Origin of the sequence: Streptomyces sp. NBC_01116 (assembly GCF_041435495.1) — a bacterium.
Classification (GTDB): Bacteria; Actinomycetota; Actinomycetes; order Streptomycetales; family Streptomycetaceae; genus Streptomyces.
The window spans coordinates 2,016,399-2,035,614 of record NZ_CP108644.1; the positions used below are offsets into that span (position 1 = coordinate 2,016,399).

Annotated in this window: 16 protein-coding genes; 9 read left to right on the forward strand and 7 right to left on the reverse strand. The window is 73.1% G+C overall.

Annotated features, from left to right (window positions below):
• Positions 1-18: 18 nt before the first annotated feature.
• The 3 genes from OG245_RS08775 to rsmH all read right to left on the reverse strand — a co-directional run bounded on the left by OG245_RS08775 (position 19) and on the right by rsmH (position 3,575).
• Positions 19-2,007, reverse strand: coding sequence for a peptidoglycan D,D-transpeptidase FtsI family protein (locus OG245_RS08775; protein ID WP_371622957.1), 1,989 nt, complete (start codon positions 2,005-2,007; stop codon positions 19-21).
• 4 nt (positions 2,008-2,011) lie between these two features.
• Complete coding sequence (locus OG245_RS08780) at positions 2,012-2,545, reverse strand: septum formation initiator family protein (protein WP_371622958.1); 534 nt, start codon at positions 2,543-2,545, stop codon at positions 2,012-2,014.
• Positions 2,546-2,609: 64 nt separating this feature from the next.
• Positions 2,610-3,575, reverse strand: a complete 966-nt coding sequence (rsmH, locus tag OG245_RS08785; RefSeq protein ID WP_371622959.1) for a 16S rRNA (cytosine(1402)-N(4))-methyltransferase RsmH — start codon at positions 3,573-3,575, stop codon at positions 2,610-2,612.
• A gap of 428 nt (positions 3,576-4,003) precedes the next feature.
• Between rsmH and OG245_RS08790 the strand changes: the two genes are divergently transcribed.
• From OG245_RS08790 to OG245_RS08805, 4 genes are all read left to right on the forward strand, one after another.
• Positions 4,004-4,567 carry a carbonic anhydrase gene (locus OG245_RS08790; RefSeq protein ID WP_351054498.1) on the forward strand — a complete coding sequence of 188 codons (564 nt, stop codon included), beginning with the start codon at positions 4,004-4,006 and terminating at the stop codon, positions 4,565-4,567.
• Positions 4,568-4,818: 251 nt separating this feature from the next.
• The gene (locus OG245_RS08795; protein ID WP_371622960.1) at positions 4,819-5,871 is read left to right on the forward strand and encodes an AAA family ATPase; all 1,053 of its coding nucleotides are present in this window, start codon (positions 4,819-4,821) and stop codon (positions 5,869-5,871) included.
• The gene (locus OG245_RS08800; protein WP_371622961.1) at positions 5,871-7,238 is read left to right on the forward strand and encodes a DUF58 domain-containing protein; all 1,368 of its coding nucleotides are present in this window, start codon (positions 5,871-5,873) and stop codon (positions 7,236-7,238) included. Before OG245_RS08795 ends, OG245_RS08800 begins: the two co-directional genes overlap by 1 nt.
• Positions 7,235-9,655: a DUF3488 and DUF4129 domain-containing transglutaminase family protein gene (locus OG245_RS08805; protein ID WP_371622962.1), complete on the forward strand. Its 2,421-nt coding sequence runs from the start codon at positions 7,235-7,237 to the stop codon at positions 9,653-9,655. Before OG245_RS08800 ends, OG245_RS08805 begins: the two co-directional genes overlap by 4 nt.
• 229 nt (positions 9,656-9,884) lie before the next feature.
• Here the strand turns inward: OG245_RS08805 and OG245_RS08810 are convergent, their stop codons facing one another.
• From OG245_RS08810 to OG245_RS08820, 3 genes are all read right to left on the reverse strand, one after another.
• Positions 9,885-10,289, reverse strand: a complete 405-nt coding sequence (locus tag OG245_RS08810; RefSeq protein WP_032791794.1) for a DUF3040 domain-containing protein — start codon at positions 10,287-10,289, stop codon at positions 9,885-9,887.
• Positions 10,290-10,536: 247 nt separating this feature from the next.
• Positions 10,537-11,295, reverse strand: a complete 759-nt coding sequence (locus OG245_RS08815; RefSeq protein ID WP_371622963.1) for a methyltransferase — start codon at positions 11,293-11,295, stop codon at positions 10,537-10,539.
• 164 nt (positions 11,296-11,459) lie between these two features.
• A complete protein-coding gene (locus OG245_RS08820; RefSeq protein ID WP_371622964.1) occupies positions 11,460-11,987 on the reverse strand; it encodes an SAV_6107 family HEPN domain-containing protein in 528 nt (175 codons plus the stop codon).
• 166 nt (positions 11,988-12,153) lie between these two features.
• Here OG245_RS08820 and OG245_RS08825 point away from each other — a divergent pair, with 166 nt between their 5' ends.
• The 5 genes from OG245_RS08825 to OG245_RS08845 all read left to right on the forward strand — a co-directional run bounded on the left by OG245_RS08825 (position 12,154) and on the right by OG245_RS08845 (position 18,179).
• The gene (locus OG245_RS08825; protein ID WP_371622965.1) at positions 12,154-12,891 is read left to right on the forward strand and encodes an ATP-binding cassette domain-containing protein; all 738 of its coding nucleotides are present in this window, start codon (positions 12,154-12,156) and stop codon (positions 12,889-12,891) included.
• Positions 12,884-14,971 carry a YhgE/Pip family protein gene (locus tag OG245_RS08830; RefSeq protein ID WP_371622966.1) on the forward strand — a complete coding sequence of 696 codons (2,088 nt, stop codon included), beginning with the start codon at positions 12,884-12,886 and terminating at the stop codon, positions 14,969-14,971. The genes OG245_RS08825 and OG245_RS08830 overlap by 8 nt, the downstream gene beginning before the upstream one ends.
• 41 nt (positions 14,972-15,012) lie before the next feature.
• The gene (locus OG245_RS08835; protein WP_371622967.1) at positions 15,013-15,624 is read left to right on the forward strand and encodes a TetR/AcrR family transcriptional regulator; all 612 of its coding nucleotides are present in this window, start codon (positions 15,013-15,015) and stop codon (positions 15,622-15,624) included.
• A gap of 391 nt (positions 15,625-16,015) precedes the next feature.
• Positions 16,016-16,633, forward strand: coding sequence for a DUF4126 domain-containing protein (locus OG245_RS08840; RefSeq protein WP_371622968.1), 618 nt, complete (start codon positions 16,016-16,018; stop codon positions 16,631-16,633).
• Positions 16,634-16,664: 31 nt separating this feature from the next.
• Positions 16,665-18,179 carry a phytoene desaturase family protein gene (locus tag OG245_RS08845; protein WP_371622969.1) on the forward strand — a complete coding sequence of 505 codons (1,515 nt, stop codon included), beginning with the start codon at positions 16,665-16,667 and terminating at the stop codon, positions 18,177-18,179.
• 69 nt (positions 18,180-18,248) lie between these two features.
• Here the strand turns inward: OG245_RS08845 and OG245_RS08850 are convergent, their stop codons facing one another.
• Positions 18,249-19,178 (reverse strand): hypothetical protein, encoded by a 930-nt coding sequence (locus OG245_RS08850; protein WP_371622970.1) that lies wholly within the window; start codon positions 19,176-19,178, stop codon positions 18,249-18,251.
• Between the last annotated feature and the right edge of the window lie 38 nt (positions 19,179-19,216).

A 19,216-nucleotide genomic window follows, 5' to 3' on the forward strand; every position in this document is an offset into this window, starting at 1 on the left:
GCTCGCGCATCCCCGTGTTCACTCGCCGGGTTTGAAGGACACCGGCAGCCGGGGCGGCTTGCTGCCGGACGGTGGGGTCTGGAGCGTCTTGAGCGCGAACTCCATGACCTGCTTGTAGATCGGGCCGCAGATCTGGCCGCCGAAGTAGCTGCCCTTGGTGGGGTTCTGGATCGCGCAGTAGACGGTGACCTGCGGATTGTCGGCGGGGGCGAAGCCGGCGAAGGAGGCGGTGTAGCCCTTGTAGACGCCGCGGACGGGGTCGACCCGGTTGGCGGTGCCGGTCTTGCCCGCGACCCGGTAGCCGGGGATGGCGGCCTTGGTGCCGGTCCCTTCCCGGTCGTCGACGACGGACTCCAGCATCGTCGCCAGGGTCTTGGCGGTCTTCTCGCTGACCACCCGGTTCTCCTCGGGGGCCTCGGCCGCCGTGAAGCGCCCGTCGGATCCCTTGGCGCCGCGGACGAGGGTGGGGGCGATCCGTACGCCGCCGTTGGCGATGGTGGAGTAGACCGAGGCGGCCTGGACGGCGTTGAGCGAGAGGCCCTGGCCGAAGGGGATCGTGTACTGCTGCGAGGTCGACCAGTCCTTGGGGTGGGCCAGCAGGCCCGGCGACTCGCCGGGGTAGCCGAGTCCGGTCTTGGAGCCGAGGCCGAACTTGCGCAGGTAGGAGTAGAGGACCCGGTTGGACTCGGCCTGGGTCCTGCCGAGCTGACCGGTCGCCAGGATGGTCCCGATGTTGCTGGACTTGGCGAGGACCCCGTTGAGCGTGAGGTACCAGGTGGGGTGGTCCACGTCGTCCTTGAAGAGCCGGTCGCCGCGGTGCAGCCGGTTGGGGACGGTGACGTGGGTGCCGGGCGTGGCGGCCTTCTCCTCCAGTACGGCGGCCATGGACATGACCTTGCTGGTGGAGCCGGGCTCGTACACGTCCTGGAGGGCGGCGTTGCCGAGGGAGGCGGAGGTCACCTGGGAGAGGTCGTTGGGGTCGTAGCCGGGGGAGTTGGCCATGGCCAGCAGCTCGCCGGTCCGCGTGTTCTGCACGATGACGTAGCCGCGGTCGGCCCGGGACTTCTCGACCTGGTCGCTGATGGCCTTCTGGGCGGCCCACTGGATGTCGCGGTCGATGGTCAGCTCGATGTCGGAGCCGGGGACGGCCGGGATCTCGCTGCCGCCCGCGGTGGGAACCCGACGGCCGCCGGCCTGGGCGTAGCGGATCTTGCCGTCCTCGCCCGCGAGTTCCTTGTTCAGCTGCGATTCGAGGCCGCCGCCGCCCTTGCCGTCGGCGCTGACGAATCCCAGTATTCCGGCGGCGAGGTCCCCGTTGGGGTAGACGCGCTTGGTGGTCGGCACCTGGAGGACGCCGGCCAGGACGTTGGCTCCCGGGCCGCCCTTCAGCTTGTCCTCGTACGCCTTCTCGGCGAAGACGGACTTGAGGTCCTTGATCTGCTTCCAGACCTGGGGGGTCTGCCGGTAGGCGAGGACGGTGTAGCGGGCGCCCGGCGCGGAGAGCTTCTCGACCAGCTCGTCGACGTCCTTGCCGAGGATCGGGGCGAGCAGGGCCGCGGCCTGCTGGGGCGCGTCGGGGGCCTTGCTGTCCTCGGGCGTGAACATCTTCGGGTCGGCCGTGATGTTGTGCGCGTCCACGCTGGTGGCGAGCGCGACGCCCTTGCGGTCGGTGATCTCGCCGCGCTCGGCGGCGACCGTGTACTCCAGGTAGCGGTTCTTCTCGGCCTTGGCCGCGTACGCGCTGGCGTCGACCGCCTGGACCTGGAGCAGGCGGGCCACGAAGGCGAGCATGACCAGCGTCAGCCCGAGGCTGACGAGCCGCAGCCGGGGGCGGGGGCTGCCGAGGCGCAGGGAGCGCTGTGCGCCTGGGCGCGCGCCGGTGCGCCCCGGGGCGGGACGGGGGCGGCGGGCCGGTGGGCGCGCGCCGGAGCGGCCGGAGCCTGATGCCCCGTTACGGGGGCGGGCCGGTCCGGGTACGCGGCGGCGCGGCGGTTCCTTGGGCGGCACTGCGTCACCTGCCGGGGCTCGTCGGGGGCGGGGAGCTCTCCGCCGCTGGGTCGGTCGCGGGGTCGGGCTCGGTCGCGGATACGGATCCGGAGGGCGAAGCGGAGCCGGAGGCGTCGGGGTCCGGGGCGGCGCTGGGGCTCGGCGTGGGGCTGGGGCTCGGCGGCGGGGCGGTGGCCTCGGTGGGGTTGCCGCGGACCGTGCCGTCGGGGTTCAGGAAGGCGGGGGCGCCGCCGGGGACCATGCCCAGCTCCCGGGCCCGGCGTTCCAGGGCGTCGGGCTGGGACCGGCTGTCGACGTCGCGCTGGAGTGCCTGCTGCTCGTCGGTGAGCTCGGTGGTGTCCCGCTTCAGCTCGCTGAGCCTGAACGATCCCTCGTTGAGCGCGGAGTTCAGCAGGAGCAGGGTGATGAGGCCGCCGCCCAGGAGCAGGACGACCAGCAGCACGAAGGGGGTGCGGGCCGCGGTGCTGGGCCCGGTGGACGGCATCAGCCGGGCGAGCCGTGCGGCCCGCCCCTTCAGCGGTGCGGCCGGTCTGCTCACCGCACGGCTCCCCTGTCGCCCGGCACCGGGCGGCCGCTTCGCGCCGGGCGACGCCGGGTGACGTTCATCGCTCCTCCGCGCGGATGCGCTGGGCGCCGCGCAGCCGGGCGGGTGCGGCGCGCCGGTTCTCGGCGACCTCCTCCTCGGTGGGCAGCTCGGCGCCCCGGGTGAGCTGCTTCAGCCGGGGCTGGTAGCGCTCGGGGACGACGGGCAGTCCGGGGGGCGCGGTGTTGGCGGCGCCGGCCGCGAAGACCTGCTTGACCAGCCGGTCCTCCAGCGAGTGGTAGGACAGCACGGCGATGCGGCCGCCGACGTCGAGGCACTGGACGGCGGCCGGAATGGCCCGCTCCAGGACGCTCAGCTCGCCGTTGACCTCGATGCGCAGGGCCTGGAAGGTCCGCTTCGCGGGGTTGCCTCCGGTGCGCTTGGCGGCCTGCGGCAGCGCGTCGCGGATCAGCTCGACGAGCCGGGCGCTGTTGCTGAACGGCTCCTTCTCGCGCTCGCGCACGACGGCGGAGACGATCCGCTTGGCCTGCTTCTCCTCGCCGTACGCGCGCAGGATCCGGACCAGTTCGCCGGGCGGGTAGGTGTTGAGCACCTCGGCGGCGCCCATGCCGGTGCTCTGGTCCATCCGCATGTCGAGCGGGGCGTCCTGGGCGTACGCGAATCCGCGGTCGGCCTCGTCCAGTTGCATGGAGGAGACGCCGAGGTCGAACAGGACGCCCTGGACCTTCGGGATCCCGAGCCGCGCGAGGACGTCGGGGAGTTCGTCGTAGACCGCGTGGACGAGGGTGGCGCGGTCGCCGTAGGGGGCGAGCCGTTCACCGGAGAGGCGGAGCGCCTCCTTGTCACGGTCCAGGGCGATCAGCCGGGCGGTGGGGAAGGAGGCGAGCAGCGCCTCGCTGTGACCGCCGAGGCCGAGGGTGCAGTCGACGACCACGGGCTCCGGGTGGGCCGGGTCCTGGAGAGCCGGGGCCAACAGGTCCAGACACCTCTGGAGCATCACGGGGACGTGTCGGGTCTGGCTCAAGGCGCCCTCTCAGGCTCTGTACCGCGCGGCCGGCACGTACGTCCTGGTCCCCGCCCGCTCTGAAGGGGAGGTCCGCCGGCGCCGGGGAAGAGGCGTCGGCCGACCGAGAGCGGGAGAGGGCCGGGTCGCACGTACGCCGCACATCACGGGGGAAATACGGAATATGCAGGAGGTGCAGGGGTGCGGTGGGGCAGTGGGCGGGGAAGGTGGTTGGTGACTTCGCGTTACTTTAGTCCACCCTGCCATTCGATCGATTCGCGATCAACGAACCGGGCAGCGAGTCGCGCCACCCGTCCGGATGCGGAGAACCCACCCGAACGGGTGCATCCCCGCGCGTCCTGTGGGTTAGCTCACAACAAGCCGAGTTGACGTTTTTTGTCCGCTCTCACAGCCCGCCCGGGCCAGGTGGGAAGGCTAACGTCGTATCCATGTCGACTTCTGCTCACTCCCCCGCCGAGTCCGTGACGTCCACCGCTGCGGCGGTCCGCGAGGGGGGCCAGGTCACCGACCGGCTCGTCGCGCTGAACGCCGGTTACGCGAAGGACTTCCGCGATCCGGGCATGGACGCGCGCCCCGTCCTCCAGGTCGCCGTGGTCGCCTGCATGGACGCCCGTCTCGACCTGCACGCGGCGCTCGGCCTGGAGCTCGGCGACTGCCACACCATCCGCAACGCCGGCGGCGTGGTCACCGAGGACGTGATCCGTTCGCTGACCATCAGCCAGCGGGCCCTCGGCACCCGCAGCGTGGTCCTCATCCACCACACCAACTGCGGCCTGGAGTCCCTCACCGAGGACTTCCGCCAGGACCTGGAGCGCGAGGTGGGCCAGCGTCCGGCGTGGGCCGTCGAGGCCTACACGGACGCCGACCAGGACGTGCGCCAGTCGATGCAGCGCGTGCGCACCTCGCCCTTCCTGCTGCACACCGACGACGTGCGCGGGTTCGTGTTCGACGTGACCACCGGCCTGCTGCGCGAGATCCACTCCGCTTCCTGAACGCACCCGACCTCGCTGCCCGGCCCTCCGCCGCACCTCACGCACGCATCACCGCGTCTCGCGGTGCCGAAATCACGACAGACGCTGACTTTTCACACCCACTTATCCACAGGCGAGTGACACGAAGCGGTAACGGCAACAAGAATGCGGGTGTGACATCCCCGGGCCTTCCGGCGGAGTGTCCGATTTTTCGGGGTGGGCCGCGCGGGTACGCGCGACGGCCCCTGCGCAAAAGGGCCGAGGAGGGCCGGGTGACGACCTATGACGATCGAGCGAGCCTCACGGATCTGACCACCACAGCAGAGCGGGTACGCAGGTCGGTGGAGGGTGTGATCGAGGGCAAGCCCGAGGTCGTACGGCTATCGCTGACGGTGCTCCTCGCCGAGGGGCACCTCCTCATCGAGGACGTCCCCGGCGTCGGCAAGACCATGCTGGCCAAGGCGCTGGCGCGGTCCATCGACTGCTCGGTGCGACGGATCCAGTTCACACCGGACCTGCTGCCCTCGGACATCACCGGTGTCTCGATCTTCGACCAGCAGCGGCGGGACTTCGAGTTCAAGCCGGGCGCGATCTTCGCCCAGATCGTGATCGGCGACGAGATCAACCGCGCCTCGCCGAAGACGCAGTCCGCGCTGCTGGAGTCGATGGAGGAGCGCCAGGTCACCATCGACGGGCACACCTATGAGCTGCCCGACCCCTTCATGGTGGTGGCCACCCAGAACCCGGTGGAGATGGAGGGCACCTACCCGCTGCCCGAGGCCCAGCGCGACCGCTTCATGGCCCGGGTCTCCATCGGCTACCCGAGCCCGGAGGCCGAGCTCCAGATGCTCGACGTGCACGGGGGCCTCTCCCCGCTGGACGACCTCCAGCCGGTCGCCCACGCCCACGACATCGTGAAGCTGATCGACGCCGTCCGTACGGTGCACGTCGCCGACGCCGTGCGGCGCTACGCCGTGGAACTCGTCGGGGCCACCCGGAGCCACCCCGACCTCAGACTCGGCGCCTCCCCGCGCGCGACGCTGCACCTGCTGCGCGCCGCGAAGGCGTCCGCCGCGCTCAGCGGGCGCGACTACGCCCTGCCGGACGACGTGCAGGCGCTGGCGACCCCGGTCCTCGCGCACCGGCTGCTGCCCACCGCCCAGGCCCAGCTGAACCGCCGCACGGCCGAGCAGGTGGTCCTGGAGATCATCCAGCGCACCCCCGTACCGACCTCGGCCGGCGGCACCGCGCCGCCCGCGCCGGTCGGACAGGAGCCGGGCCGCCCGCTGTACCACCAGCAGCAGCCCGGGGCACGGCGGCTGTGATGGCGGCCGGCGAGCCCGGCGCCGTGGAGGACGGCGACAGGAAGGGCGGCCTCCGGGCGGCCCTGGGCGGACTGACCACCCGGGGACGCTCGTTCCTGGCCGCCGGTCTCGCCGCCGCCGTCTGCGCCTACGTCCTGGGCCAGGGCGATCTGCTGCGGGTCGGGCTGCTGCTGGCCGTGCTGCCCCTGGTCTGCGTGACCGTGCTCTACCGCACCCGCTACCGGGTGACGGGCACCCGGCGGCTCTCGCCGTCGCGGGTGCCCGCGGGCGCGGAGGCCCGGGTGCACCTGCGGATGGAGAACGTCTCCCGGCTGCCCACCGGACTGCTGATGCTCCAGGACCGTGTTCCGTACGTCCTCGGCCCACGCCCCCGCTTCGTCCTGGACCGGGTGGAGGCGGCCGGCCGGCGCGAGGTGTCCTACCGGGTCCGCTCCGACCTGCGCGGCCGCTATCCGCTGGGCCCGTTGCAGCTGCGGCTGAGCGACCCGTTCGGGATGTGCGAGCTGACGCGCTCCTTCAGCGCGTACGACACCCTCGTCGTCATTCCGCGCACGGTGCCGCTGCCCGTGCTGCGACTGGCGGGCGAGGCCTCCGGATACGGCGACGGCCGGCAGCGGTCCCTCGCGCTGGCCGGTGAGGACGACATCATTCCGCGCGGCTACCGGCACGGCGACGACCTGCGCCGGGTCCACTGGCGCTCCACCGCCCGCCACGGCGAGCTGATGGTGCGCCGCGAGGAACAGCCGCAGCGGGCCAGGTGCACGGTCCTGCTGGACACCCGGGAGATCGGGTACCAGGGCGCCGGGCCCGACTCGGCGTTCGAGTGGGCGGTCTCGGGGGCGGCCTCCGCACTCGTGCACATGCTGGAGCGCGGCTTCGCCGTACGGCTGCTCACGGACGACGGGAACGCGGTGCCCGGCGAGGGATCGGGCGGTTTCGCGGGCTCGACCCAGGAGTCGGCGGACTCGGCGGGCCTGATGCTCGACACGCTCGCGGTGGTCGGCCATTCCGACGGCGGGGGCCTCTCGCGCGCCCATGACGTGCTGCGCGGCGGCAACGAGGGACTGCTCATCGCCTTCTTCGGCGATCTGGACGAGGAACAGGCCGCGGTCGCGGCCCGGATGCGCCAGCGGGCCGGGGCCGGGGTCGCCTTCGTCCTGGACAGCTCCGCCTGGGCAGGCGACGAGGACACGGCGCAGGTGGCCGAGGACCGGCTGCGGCGGCTGCGCGAGTCGGGCTGGGTCGCGGTGCCGGTGGAGCCGGGGGCCGAACTGCCCGCGCTGTGGCAGCTGGCGGGCGGGATGCGCACGGATTCGCCGTCGGCCACGGGCGGCGGCGCGACAGGTTTCACGGGGGGATGGTCATGAGCGGGCGGGCCAGGCTGGCGCTGTGCGCCTACGCGGCGACGCTGCTGGCGGCGGGGGCGCTGATCCCGTTGGTGGAGGGGGTCGGCTGGCTGGCGCAGGCGGCGGTGCTGCTCGGCGTCCAGAGCGGGGTGGGCGCCCTCGCGCGCCGGGTTCCGCTGGCGAGGACGCTGACCGTCGGCGTCCAGACACTGGTCACCCTGCTGCTGCTGACGCTGGTCTTCGTCCGGGACCACGCCCTGTTCGGCGTGCTGCCCGGGCCGGGGGCCCTCATGCGGCTCGGTGAGCTGCTGGTGGAGGGCGGGGAGGACGTCGGCACGTACGCCATCCCGGCGCCGATGACCGACGGCATCAAGCTGATGGTGGTCGGCGGGGTGGTCCTGATCGGCCTCGTGGTCGACGCCCTGGCGGTGACCTTCCGCAGCGCGGCCCCGGCCGGACTGCCCCTCCTCGCCCTGTATTCGGTCGCGGCCGGTCTCTCCGACGGCGGGGCGAGCTGGCTGTGGTTCCTACTGGCCGCCTCCGGCTATCTGCTGCTCCTGCTGGCGGAGGGCCGGGACCGGCTCTCCCAGTGGGGCCGCGTCTTCGGCGGCGCCTCACGGACTTCGGGAGGTCTGGCCGACGGACTGGCCGGGGTGAGCGGTGGCACCTCCCCCGTGCGGACCGGGCGGCGGATCGGCGTGCTGGCGCTCGGCATCGCCCTGGTGGCCCCCCTGACCCTGCCCGCCCTGGACAGCGGCCTGCTGGGCGGCGACGGTCCGGGGAACGGCAAGGGCAGCGGCGGCGGCACGATCTCCGCGGTGAATCCGCTGGTCTCGCTCCAGAACAACCTCAACCAGCCGGACAACCGGGAGGTGATGACGTACCGCAGCAACATCGAGGACCCGCAGAGCCTCTATCTCCGGATTCTGGCCCTGGACGAGTTCAACGGCAGCGAGTGGCGCTCCTCCACCCGACGGCTGACGGACGTTCCCGACCGCCTGCCGCAGCCCACGGGTCTCGGCAGGGACGTCTCCGTCACCGAGGTCCGGACGAACATCTCCGCCTCGCGCTCCTACCAGCAGACCTATCTGCCGCTCCCCTACCCGGCCAGCGAGGTCCGCGTCGGCGGCCGCTGGCGGTACGAGCCCGAGGGCCGCACCCTGGTCGGCGACGACGGGCAGACCACGCGCGGCGCGAGTTACGAGGTCGGCAGTCTGGTCGTCGAACCCACGGCGGACCAGCTCGCGGCCGCGGGCCCGCCGCCCCAGGAGCTGGTCCGCGAGTACACCCAGGTGCCCGGCTCCCTGCCGAAAGTGGTCGCCGACACCGCCGAGCAGGTCACCCAGGGCTCGTCCAACGCCTACGAGCAGGCCGTGAAGCTCCAGGACTGGTTCGCGTCCGACGGCGGCTTCACCTACGACACGACGGTCACCTCCGGGACGGGGTCGTCCGCCATCGCCCGGTTCCTCCGCGACAAGGAGGGCTTCTGCGTCCACTTCTCGTTCTCGATGGCCGCGATGGCCCGGACGCTGGGCATCCCGGCCCGGGTGGCGGTGGGCTTCACCCCGGGCACCATGAAGACGGACGGCGCGATCTCGGTCGGGCTGCGCGACGCGCACGCCTGGCCCGAGCTGTATTTCGAGGGGGTCGGGTGGACCCGGTTCGAGCCCACCCCCAGTCGGGGCAGCACTCCCTCGTGGACCCGGCCCGAGGTCCCCACGGACAGCGCGAGCGACGCGGCCCAGCCCTCCGCGGGCACCTCCGCCGAGCCGTCCGCGGCGCCCTCCGCCGAGGACAGCTGCCCGCCGCAGCTGCGCCAGGAAGGCGGGTGCGGTCCCTCGCAGGAGCCGGGTGCGGCCCTGCCGACCGACCGGGGCACCCCGCTCTGGAAGGTGCTGCTGGCGGTTCACGCGGCGGTCCTGGTGGTGGCGGCGCTGGTGCTGTCGCCGCTGCTGTGGCGGATCCGGACGCGGAATCGCCGGCTGGGCTCCGGAGGCCGGACGCCCGAGGCCGCCGCCGCCCGGACGCTGGCCGCCTGGCGGGAGATCACCGACACGGCCTGGGACCACGGCATCGCGCCCGACGAGTCGCTGACGCCCCGGAAGGCGGCGGCCAGGATCGTGCGGCTGGGCCGCCTCGACACCACCACCGCCGAGGCGGTGCACCGGATCGCCGGCTCGGTGGAGCAGGTGCTGTACGCCCCCGAGCCGCGTCCCGCGGCCGGACTGGCCGAGGACGCTCTGGCGGTACGGGCGGGTCTGCGGGCCGCGGCCGGCCGCGGCACCCGGCTGCGGGCGATGCTCCTTCCCCGATCGTCCGTCCGGGTGGTGTGGGCCCTCACGGAGCGCCGGACGGCGCTCGCGGAGCGGTGGGAGAACCGCCCGGGAGCGGGGCGCTGGACGGCCCGGCTGCGCCGTCTCACCCGCCAGCACGGCTGAGGCGGTCAGGGCGGCGACGCACGACAGAGCCTCCGGCCCCGACCCCGGGAAGGGGCGGGACCGGAGGCTTCTCGCTGTCGTGGTGCGGCGCTACGGCCGACGCTTCGGCCGAGCCGTGGTCGCCGTGGGGCAACGGCTGAGGGGCGGCCGCGGAAAACGCGGCCACCCCTCACCCATCGGTGTCACGTGCCATCGCCCGGCCCTGCGGAGAAGAGCCGGGCCCAGGCGTCTACTGGCCCTGTTCGTCGCGGCGGCGCTGCCACCGCTGCTCGATGCGGTTCATCATCGACCGGCGTTGTCTCGGTCGGCGGCTTGCGCCGCTGTCCCCGCCGCCCGCGGCGGCCGGCTGTTGTTCACCGGGCTTGGGCGCCTTGCGCCATCCGGTGACCGCGAGCACGGCGCAGCCGAGCATGACGAGGAACCCCACCACGCTGATCCAGATCTGCTGGGCGACCATTCCGGCCATGAGGAGCGCGATACCCACCAGGAAGCCAGCGACCGCCTGGTAGACCCTTTTCCGGGTGTACGTACGCAGTCCGCTTCCCTCGAGCGCTGTCGCGAACTTGGGATCTTCGGCGTACAGCGCTCGCTCCATCTGCTCGAGCATGCGCTGCTCGTGCTCCGAGAGCGGCACGGGATCCTCCTCGTCGTCGGCCGCGGGGGCGACCGGTATGCGGCCCTTCCAGGATAGGCAGGGATTCGCCCCCGTGAAACCCGCCCTCTAGCGCTCAGCCAGTCCGGACCGCTATGTCGGCTCGGCTGTTGAGGCGTAGATTCCCCGACGACCGATCCGTCATGCCGGATGGTGTCACCCGATCATACGGGGCGTACGCCCCGTACGGGGGTCCTGAGTCCCACTCCGTCCGCGCTTGCGTTGCTGATCAGCGGTGCTTCTCGCCCAGAACGTGGAGCTGGGTGGCGACGGAGTGGAACGCGGGCTGCTCGGCGACGGCCGCTTCGAGCTTGAGGAGCGCCTCCACGGCGCCGGGTTCGGTGTCCACCAGGACGCCCGGCACGAGGTCGGCGAAGACCCGCACGCCGTGCACCGCGGCGATCTCCAGACCGGCCGAGGAGACCAGGTCGGAGAGCTGCTCGGCGGTGAACCTGCGGGGCACCGGGTCGCCCTCGCCCCAGCGGCCGGCCGGGTCGGTGAGCGCCTGCCGGGCCTCCGTGAAGTGACCGGCGAGCGCGCGGGCCAGGACGGCTCCGCCCAGGCCGGCGGCCAGCAGGCTGAGCACGCCGGAGGGCCGCAGCGCCTCGACCGCGTTGCGCACGCCCGCGGCGGGCTCGTCGACGTACTCCAGGACGCCGTGGCAGAGCACCGCGTCGAAGCCGTCGCGCTCCACGACGTCGAACAGTCCGAGGATGTCGCCCTGGACGCCCCGGACCCGGTCGGCGACCCCGGCCTCGGCCGCGCGGCGCTCCAGCGCGAAGAGCGCGTTGGGGCTGGGGTCGACGACGGTGACCCGGTGGCCGAGCCGGGCCGCGGGCACGGCGAAGTTGCCGGTGCCGCCGCCGGTGTCCAGAACATCCAGGGCGTCCCTGCCGGTCGCCTTGACCTGACGGTCCAGAGCGTCCTTGAGGACCTCCCAGACCACGGCGGTACGGAGAGAGGCGCGGGGGCGCGGCTGGTCCGACACGGCAGATGACTCCTCGGCAACGTGCCGCCGGGGACGGCGGAGCGTGAACAGTGCGGGTGGTGAGGTGAGCGGTCACCACCCTATTGCCTCGCACCGCCGTCCCGGGGCCCGGCGTCGGCCCGGCGCCGTCGCCCGGCGGGCACCGGTCCGGCGCCGGGCCGGCGTCACCCGCCGCCCGACCGCTCCGGTCGTGGTTGCGGGAGCACCGGCTGGAGGGCCAGGAGCCGCTCCACCAGGCGCAGGAACATGGCCGCGTCGCGCAGCAGGTCGTCGGCGTCGCGTGCGCCGGCGGCTCCCGGCATGCCGGCCTCCGCACGGGCCCGGCGCACGGCGCCCGCGGCAAAGAGCGCGCTCCATTCGGTCAGTTCCGGCGCTATCTCCGGGAGGACCTCCCAGGTACTGCGGATACGTTCGCGGCGGCGCTTGTTCGTCTCGGGGCGGCCCCGGGCGGCCAGCACGGCCGCCGCGGTGCGCAGGGCGGCGAGGTGCGCGGTGGCGTACCGCTCGTTCGGCTCGTGGAGCACGGCGGCCTCGTCGAGGCCGGAGCGGGCCTTGGCGAGCAGTTCGAGAGCGGCGGGCGGGGCCGTGCTGCGGCGCAGCACGGGGTGGACGTCGGCGGCCGGACCGGTCAGTGAGGGGGCAGGGCTGCCTGCGCGGCGCCGCGGGGCGGCGGCTGCGGACGAGCTGGCCATGACGAACCTCCTGTCGTCGTGTGACGGCTCCGTGGCCGTCTGTGTCCATGGTGACGGGCCCCACTGACAATCGACCTCGATGCGCCTTTGACCTGCCGTTTTGCTTCAAGCGCGCGTTCGCACTACCTTTTTGCACTGACTGGTCAGTGTAAAAAGGGGAGGGTCTGTGGAGAGCCCGCACGGCGCGGCTGTCGCCGCCGAGGACTTCGGACTGGAGGGACCACGTGGCTGGGTCTTCCGGCACGTGACGTTCAGTGCCGAACCAGGGTCGCTGGTGGCCATCGAGGGACCGTCGGGATCGGGCCGCACCTGCCTGCTGCTCGCCCTGACGGGCCGGATGCGCACCACCGAGGGTCATGCGCGGACCGGCGGTCCGCGACTGCCCGGGCAGGCCGCAGCCGTCCGCGGGATCGCCGCCCTGGGTCCGGTCCCGGGGGTCAGTGAGCTGGACCCGGCCTTCACGGTCGCCGAGCACCTGAACGAACGCGCCCTCCTCCAGGGCCGCTACGGCGCCTCCCTGCGCGCCCTCCTGCGCCCGCGCGCCGAACGCCGGGCCGTGGCGGCGGCGCGGGTCGACAAGGCTCTTGAGGCCGCGGGCCTCGACCTCGCCACGCTGCCCAAGGCGGGGCGCACCTCCGTACGGGACCTGGAGCGTCTTGAGGCGCTGCGGCTGTCCGTGGCGCTGGCGCTGATCGGCGAGCCGCGGCTGCTGGCCGTCGACGACACCGATCTCAAGCTCCGGGACGCCGAACGCGACCGGGCCTGGGAGCTGCTGCGCTCCGTGGCCGACGCAGGGACGACCGTCCTCGCCGTGTGCAGCGAGGCCCCGAAGGACGCCCTGGTCGTGCGTACCGCGCCCGTCACCGAGGAGTCCGCCACCGAGGAGGAGACGGCCGATGCGTAGCCCGAAGCTCGCCGCGCTCGAGTTGAAGCGGTTCGGCCGGGGAAGGCTGCCGGCCGCCGCGCTGGTGGCCCTGCTGCTCCTGCCCCTGCTCTACGGCGCCCTGTACCTGTACTCCTTCTGGGACCCGTACGGGAAGCTCGACAGGCTGCCCGTCGCCCTGGTCAACGACGACAAGGGGGCGACCGACGACGGCAAGCGCGTCGCCGCCGGGGACGAGATCAGCGAGAAGCTGCTCGACTCCAAGGTGTTCGACTGGCACGAGGTCAGCTCCGCCGAGGCCGAGAAGGGCGTCGAGGAGGGCACGTACTACCTCTCGCTGACGATGCCGTCGGACTTCAGCAGGAAGATCGCGTCCAGTGGCGGGGACTCCCCCGAGACCGGCGCACTCCAGGTGCGGACGAACGACGCGAACAACTACATCGTCGGGCAGATCTCCAGGACGGTCTTCGGAGAGGTGCGCAACGCCGCCTCCACGAACGCCTCCCGGGGCTTCCTCGACCGCATCTTCATCAACTTCTCCGACCTGCACGACAAGACCGCCGAGGCGGCCAAGGGCGCCGACGACCTCAAGGGCGGCATCTCGAAGGCCAAGCAGGGTTCCAAGGACCTCGCGGACGGCCTCAAGGACTCCAAGGCGGGCAGCAAGAAGCTCTCCGACGGCATCGTCAAGCTGAACCAGGGATCGCGCGATCTCGCCACGGGCTCGGCCCAGGTCGCGGGCGGCACCCAGGTCCTGGCCGACAAGGTCAACGGGATCGCCGATGACGTACGCCCCTTCTTCCAGGACAACGGCAAGTCCATCCGCGACACGGCCCGCCTGGTCGCCGACACCTCCGGAGCCGTACGGCACAACCTCGACGTGCTGGTGAAGAGCGCGCCCACCGCCGCCGCCGGCGCCAGGGAGGCGGCCGACGAACTGACCGAGATCCACCGCACCCAATGCGAGGAGGCCGAGGAGCCCGACGCCGCGGTCTGCCCCCCGCTGGAGCGCGCGAAGGTCGCCGCCGTCGACGTCGCGAAGATATCCGCCGACGTGAACACCCTGGTCGCCAACCAGAACGGCGACCTGAAGAGGCTGAGCACCCAGCTGACCGCCTTCCAGAAGCAGGCCGACGACCTCGCGAAGCGCGCGCCGACGCTGGACGACGACCTGGCGACGGCCGTGGCCAAGGTCAATGAGCTGAACACCGGCGCCCGGAAGGTCGCCAAGGGGGCCCAGGCGCTGCACACCGGACTCGGCGGCGCGCAGACCGGCTCCAGCGATCTGGACACCGGTGTCGGCAAGCTGAAGACCGGCGCGGAGAATCTGGACGGCGGGCTCTTCCGGCTCGGCGACGGCTCGACCGAGCTGGCCCAGGGCCTCAACGACGGCGTCGACAAGATCCCGGACTACGACGAGAAGGACCGCGACGCGCGGACCGACGTCATGGCCGACCCCGTCCAGCTGGCCTCCAGGGCGCTGCACGAGGCCCCCAACTACGGCACCGGCTTCGCCCCGTACTTCATCCCGCTGTCCCTGTGGGTCGGCGCGATGGTGGCGTACATGCTGATCCAGCCGCTCAACAAGCGGGCGCTCGCCGCCGGGGCCTCCTCGTGGCGGATCGCGCTCGCCGGCTGGCTGCCGGTCGCCGCCATCGGCACGCTCCAGGCCGGCGCACTGATGGCCGTCCTGCACTGGGGCCTCGGCCTCCAGCTGACCCACGCCGCCGGAACGATCGGCTTCCTGGCGCTGGTGACCTGCTGCTTCGCCGCGATCGTGCAGTGGCTGAACGCCTGCTTCGGGGCGGCCGGGCGGATCCTGGTGCTGGTGGTGCTGATGCTCCAGCTGACCTCGGCCGGGGGCACGTACCCCGTCCAGACCAGCCCCGGCTTCTTCGGCGCGATCCATCCGTACCTCCCCATGACGTACGTCGTCGAGGGGCTGCGCAGGCTGATCACGGGCGGGCCCCTCGGCCCGGTGTGGCTGGGCTGCGCGGTGCTGGGGGCCTTCACCGTCGGCGCGCTGGCCCTGACCGCGTTCACCGCCCGCCGCAAGCAGGTGTGGAGCCTGAGCAGGCTGCACCCGGAGCTGAGCCTGTGAGCGCGCCCGTGAGCGCGGCGGGGCCTGGAAGAATCGGCCCCATGGAAAGCAGTGGCACCACGCGCCGCCAGGCCACCCGGCAGAAGCTCTACGAGGCGGCGGTGACGCTCATCGCCGAGAAGGGTTTCTCGGCGACCACCGTCGACGAGATCGCCGAGCGGGCCGGGGTCGCCAAGGGCACGGTCTATTACAACTTCAAGAGCAAGACCGAGCTGTTCGAGGAGTTGCTCCGGCACGGCGTGGGGCTGCTCACGGCCTCGCTGCGGGCCGCGGCCGAGGAGTCCGAGGAGCGCGGCGGCACCCGGGTCGAGGCGCTGGACGCGATGATCCGGGCCGGGCTCGCCTTCATCGACCGCTACCCGGCCTTCACCCAGCTGTACGTGGCCGAGCTGTGGCGCACCAACCGCGCCTGGCAGTCCACGCTGCTGGTGGTACGTCAGGAGGCCGTCGCGGTCGTCGAGGACGTCCTGCGGGAGGCCGTGGGCAGCGGTGAGCTGAGCGAGGAGATCGACATCCCGCTGACGGCGGCCGCGCTGGTCGGGATGGTGCTGGTGGCGGCGCTGGACTGGCAGGCGTTCCAGCCGGAGCGCTCGATCGACGAGGTCCACTCGGCGCTGTCCCTGCTGCTGCACGGGCGGGTCAGCGGGCACTGAGACCCGCCGGGTGCTCCGGGTCCGGGGACGTCCGGGTCCGGAAGCGTGGCGGGAAAGCCGAAGACGCCGGCCGGTGACGTTCGCATCCCCCGCGAACCTCACCGGACCGGCGTCTTCCGTGCTTCCGGAAACCCGTTCCCCGTGACCCCGTATGTCCCCCGTGGTCCCCGGGCCCCCGTCGTGCACCCCCGTTCCGTCGGGGGAGCCGCACCGTTCCGCCGCCCCGTGCCGGCGGTCCTGGCCCAGCGCCCCTTCCGTGGTCATCACTCTGCCGTCCCCGCAGGTGGGGGCCTATCCGCGTAGCTACTCATCTCCGTCCCTGAGTACGGATACTCAGGGCTTAGTGCCGAACCCCACCCGGGTCCCTCGCGGGGTCGTTACGATCGCCTGCGTGTCGGTAATCCCCCTGGTCTTCACCAGCGGCTGGGCGAGCGGGATCAACGCGTACGCGGTGGTCCTGCTGCTCGGCCTGTTCGGCGCGACCGGCGTCTCCGACGAGGTGCCCGCCGCCCTGCAGCGCACCGACGTCCTGATCGTGGCCGGTGTGCTGTTCCTCTGCGAGGCGGTGGCGGACAAGATCCCCTACGTCGACTCGGTCTGGGACACCGCGCACACCGTGATCCGGCCGGTGGCCGGGGCGGTGATCGCCGCGCTGCTGGCCGGGGAGAGCGGTTCGCTGCCGGAGCTGGCGGCCGGTGCGATCGGCGGGTCCACGGCGCTGGTGAGCCATCTGGTGAAGGCCGGCACGCGGATGGCCGTCAACACCTCCCCGGAGCCCTTCAGCAACATCGGGATGAGCATCGCCGAGGACCTCGGGGTCGCCGGAGTCATCACGTTCGCCCTGTTCAACCCGGTGGCGGCCGCCGTGATCGCGGCCGTGCTGCTGGTGCTGGGCATCGTCACCGTGCTCTTCCTGGCCTCGCGGATCCGCCGCTTCCTGCGCCGCCGGGCCCAGCTGCGCGAGGAGAAGCGCCTGACCGGGACGGGTGGTCCCTGGCCTGACGGCTGAGCTGTCCGCGCCGGTCGATAAAGTCACCGGCATGGCACGAATTGCGGTGATCGGCGCCGGGACGGGCGCGATGGCGGCGGCCGCCCGGCTCGCCGTGGCGGGCGAGACGGTGACGGTCTACGAGCGGTCCGCGAGCTACGGCGGCTCGGTCGGCCGCCATGAGCACGAGGGCTTCGTCTTCGACACCGGGCCCGGACTGCTGCACCTCCCCGCCGTCCAGCGGGACCTCTTCGTGAAGACCGGCAAGGAGTCGCTGGAGCAGTCCGTGACGCTGACGCAGGTCGATCCGGCGAGCCGCCATCTCTTCGCGGACGGCACGGCCGTGTCCCTGCCCAACGCCTCCCGGGCGGGAGTGGCCACCGCCCTGGACGACGCGCTCGGCACGGGCGCCGGGGCGCGCTGGAGCGACTTCATGGACCGGGCCCGGGACGCCTGGGACCGGTCGCGGCGGCCGCTCCTGGAGGAGCCCCTGCGGGCGGACCACGAGGTGCTGGGGCGCGATCCGTATCCGGCGGTGCGGCAGCGCCGTCTGCTGCGCGCCTCCCGGCAGGCGGGCACGGTCGCGGAGATCGGCGCGTGGGAGCTGGCCGACGCGCGGCTCGCCGCCCTGCTCGACGCGTACGCGCTGTCCCACGGCCTCGACCCGCGCACCGCCCCCGCGAGCGCCGCGCTGCTGCCGTACATGGAGCAGACCTTCGGCAGCTGGTACGTGATGGGCGGGATGCGCGAGCTGGCGCGGGCGGTGTACGAGCGGTGCGTGGCCCGCAGGGTGCGGTTCGTCTTCGGGGCCGAGGTGGTCCGGGTCGTCGAGAAGGACGGCCGGGCGGCGGGCGTGGAGCTGGCGGACGGTGAGATGGCCGAGGCCGACCGTGTGGTGCTCGGCGTCCGGCCGCGCCCGGGGCTGGTGCCGGGTCAACGGGCCTGGGGCGCGGGCGATGTGACGGTCCGGCCGGGCTCCGGTGCGGGTGCGGCGGGCCGGTTCACGGTGCTGCTGTCGCTGCGCGGGGCCCGGGAGGCGGACGCGGTGCACCGGACCGTGGTGCACGGCGCCGACGGGACGGCGGAGCAGGAGGCGGTGTTCGGGGGGCGGGTCGCCGGGCACCCCACGGTGTCGGTGCTGCGCCCCGACGATCCGGCGACCCGCCCGGACGCGGAGCACGAGGCGGTGACGCTCACCGCGACCGTGGCTCCGCAGGGGCCGGTCGACTGGCGCGACGCCGGGGTGCGGCGGCGGTTCGCCGATGTCCTGGTGGAGCGGGCGGCCGCGGCCGTTCCCGGGCTGCGGGAGCGGATCCTGCACACCGAGGTCCGCACGCCCGCGGAGACCGAGGCCGAAACGGGTGCCGAGGGCGGTGCCGTGCCGCCGCCCGCGCTGGCCGGGGCCGGCGGCGCGTATCTGCATCCGGGCAACCTCACGCGGCTGCCGGGGCTGTATCTCGCGGGCGGCTGGTCGCACCCGGGCGGCGGACTGGCGCACGCCGGGATGTCGGGGACGCTGGTGGCCGGGCTGGTCGTGGAGGGCGACGACTTCCGCGGCTCGCGCTGAGCGGAAGCAGGAGCGGAGCGGTCGCGGGCGCCGCTGCCGACGGGGCCCTCCCCCGGCAGCGGCGCGGCCTCAGTAGCGGTACTGCTCGTTCTGACCGGTGTCGTAGCCGTTCCCGTTGCCGTTGCCGTTCCCGTTGCCGTAGGGGGCGGGTGTCGCGGGCTGCTCCGGCGGCATCGGGGGGTACTGCTCGGCGTCGCGCTGCTGCGGCACCCAGACGCCGCCGGGCGGGGTGTCCGCGACGTAGCCCTCGGCGTAGGGGTCGGGGTAGCCCTGCTGCTGTCCGCCCTGGCTGTCGTAGCCGTCGCCGCCGCCCTGGCCGTAGTCGTCGTAACCGCCGTAGGAGGAGGCCCCGTTGGTGGTGCCGATGTACGGGTCGGAGTAGGCGGCGTAGCTCTGCGGGCCGGTGCCGTAGTCGTACGTCCCGGCGTAGGGGTCCTGGGCCGGGGGCTGTTCGTAGCCGGTGTAGGGGTCGTACGCGGCGTACTGCGGCTGGGCCGAGGGGTCGCCCTCGTGGCCGTGGTCCTGGCGGGGGCCGCCGTTCGCGTCATGGCCCGTGCTCCCGTACACGCCGTACTGGCCGGTGTCGTCGGGCAGGGGCTGCGGTTCGTAGACGGACTGTGCGGGCGGGGCGGCCGGGGGCTGGTCGAACCCGGGTCCGGCGACCTCCAGGTCCGAGACCTCCAGCGTGGGTTCCTTCACGGCGGCGCCCTCGCCGCCGCCCCTGCGGCGGCGGCTCTCGCCCGGGCTGCCGCCTATGGCCCAGCCGGTGGAGAAGCCGCGCCGGAAGGACAGCGTCACGAAGGTCTGGCCGGTGGCGAAGGCGAGCGTCCCGACGACGATGACCGGAACGGAGGCGAGCAGCACCCCGACCACCACGCCGAGGAAGCCGCCGAAGGCGAGGAGCCGCCAGCGCAGTCGTGCCTTGTACTGCAACAGCACCTCGCCGAGCAGCCACAGGGCCACCAGACCGAAAGCGATGTAGAGGACCGTCCAGCCCACGCCCGCCCCCTCCTTCGGCCGTAGCCGCTTCGGCGGCG

Bases quoted from the DNA above. Each gene is read 5' to 3' on its own strand.
- OG245_RS08835 (WP_371622967.1), top strand. From the start codon at position 15,013: ATGGAAAGCAGTGGCACCACGCGCCGCCAGGCCACCCGGCAGAAGCTC.
- OG245_RS08845 (WP_371622969.1), top strand. From the start codon at position 16,665: ATGGCACGAATTGCGGTGATCGGCGCCGGGACGGGCGCGATGGCGGCG.
- OG245_RS08790 (WP_351054498.1), top strand. From the start codon at position 4,004: ATGTCGACTTCTGCTCACTCCCCCGCCGAGTCCGTGACGTCCACCGCT.
- OG245_RS08820 (WP_371622964.1), bottom strand. From the start codon at position 11,987: ATGGCCAGCTCGTCCGCAGCCGCCGCCCCGCGGCGCCGCGCAGGCAGC.
- OG245_RS08800 (WP_371622961.1), top strand. From the start codon at position 5,871: ATGGCGGCCGGCGAGCCCGGCGCCGTGGAGGACGGCGACAGGAAGGGC.
- OG245_RS08805 (WP_371622962.1), top strand. From the start codon at position 7,235: ATGAGCGGGCGGGCCAGGCTGGCGCTGTGCGCCTACGCGGCGACGCTG.
- OG245_RS08830 (WP_371622966.1), top strand. From the start codon at position 12,884: ATGCGTAGCCCGAAGCTCGCCGCGCTCGAGTTGAAGCGGTTCGGCCGG.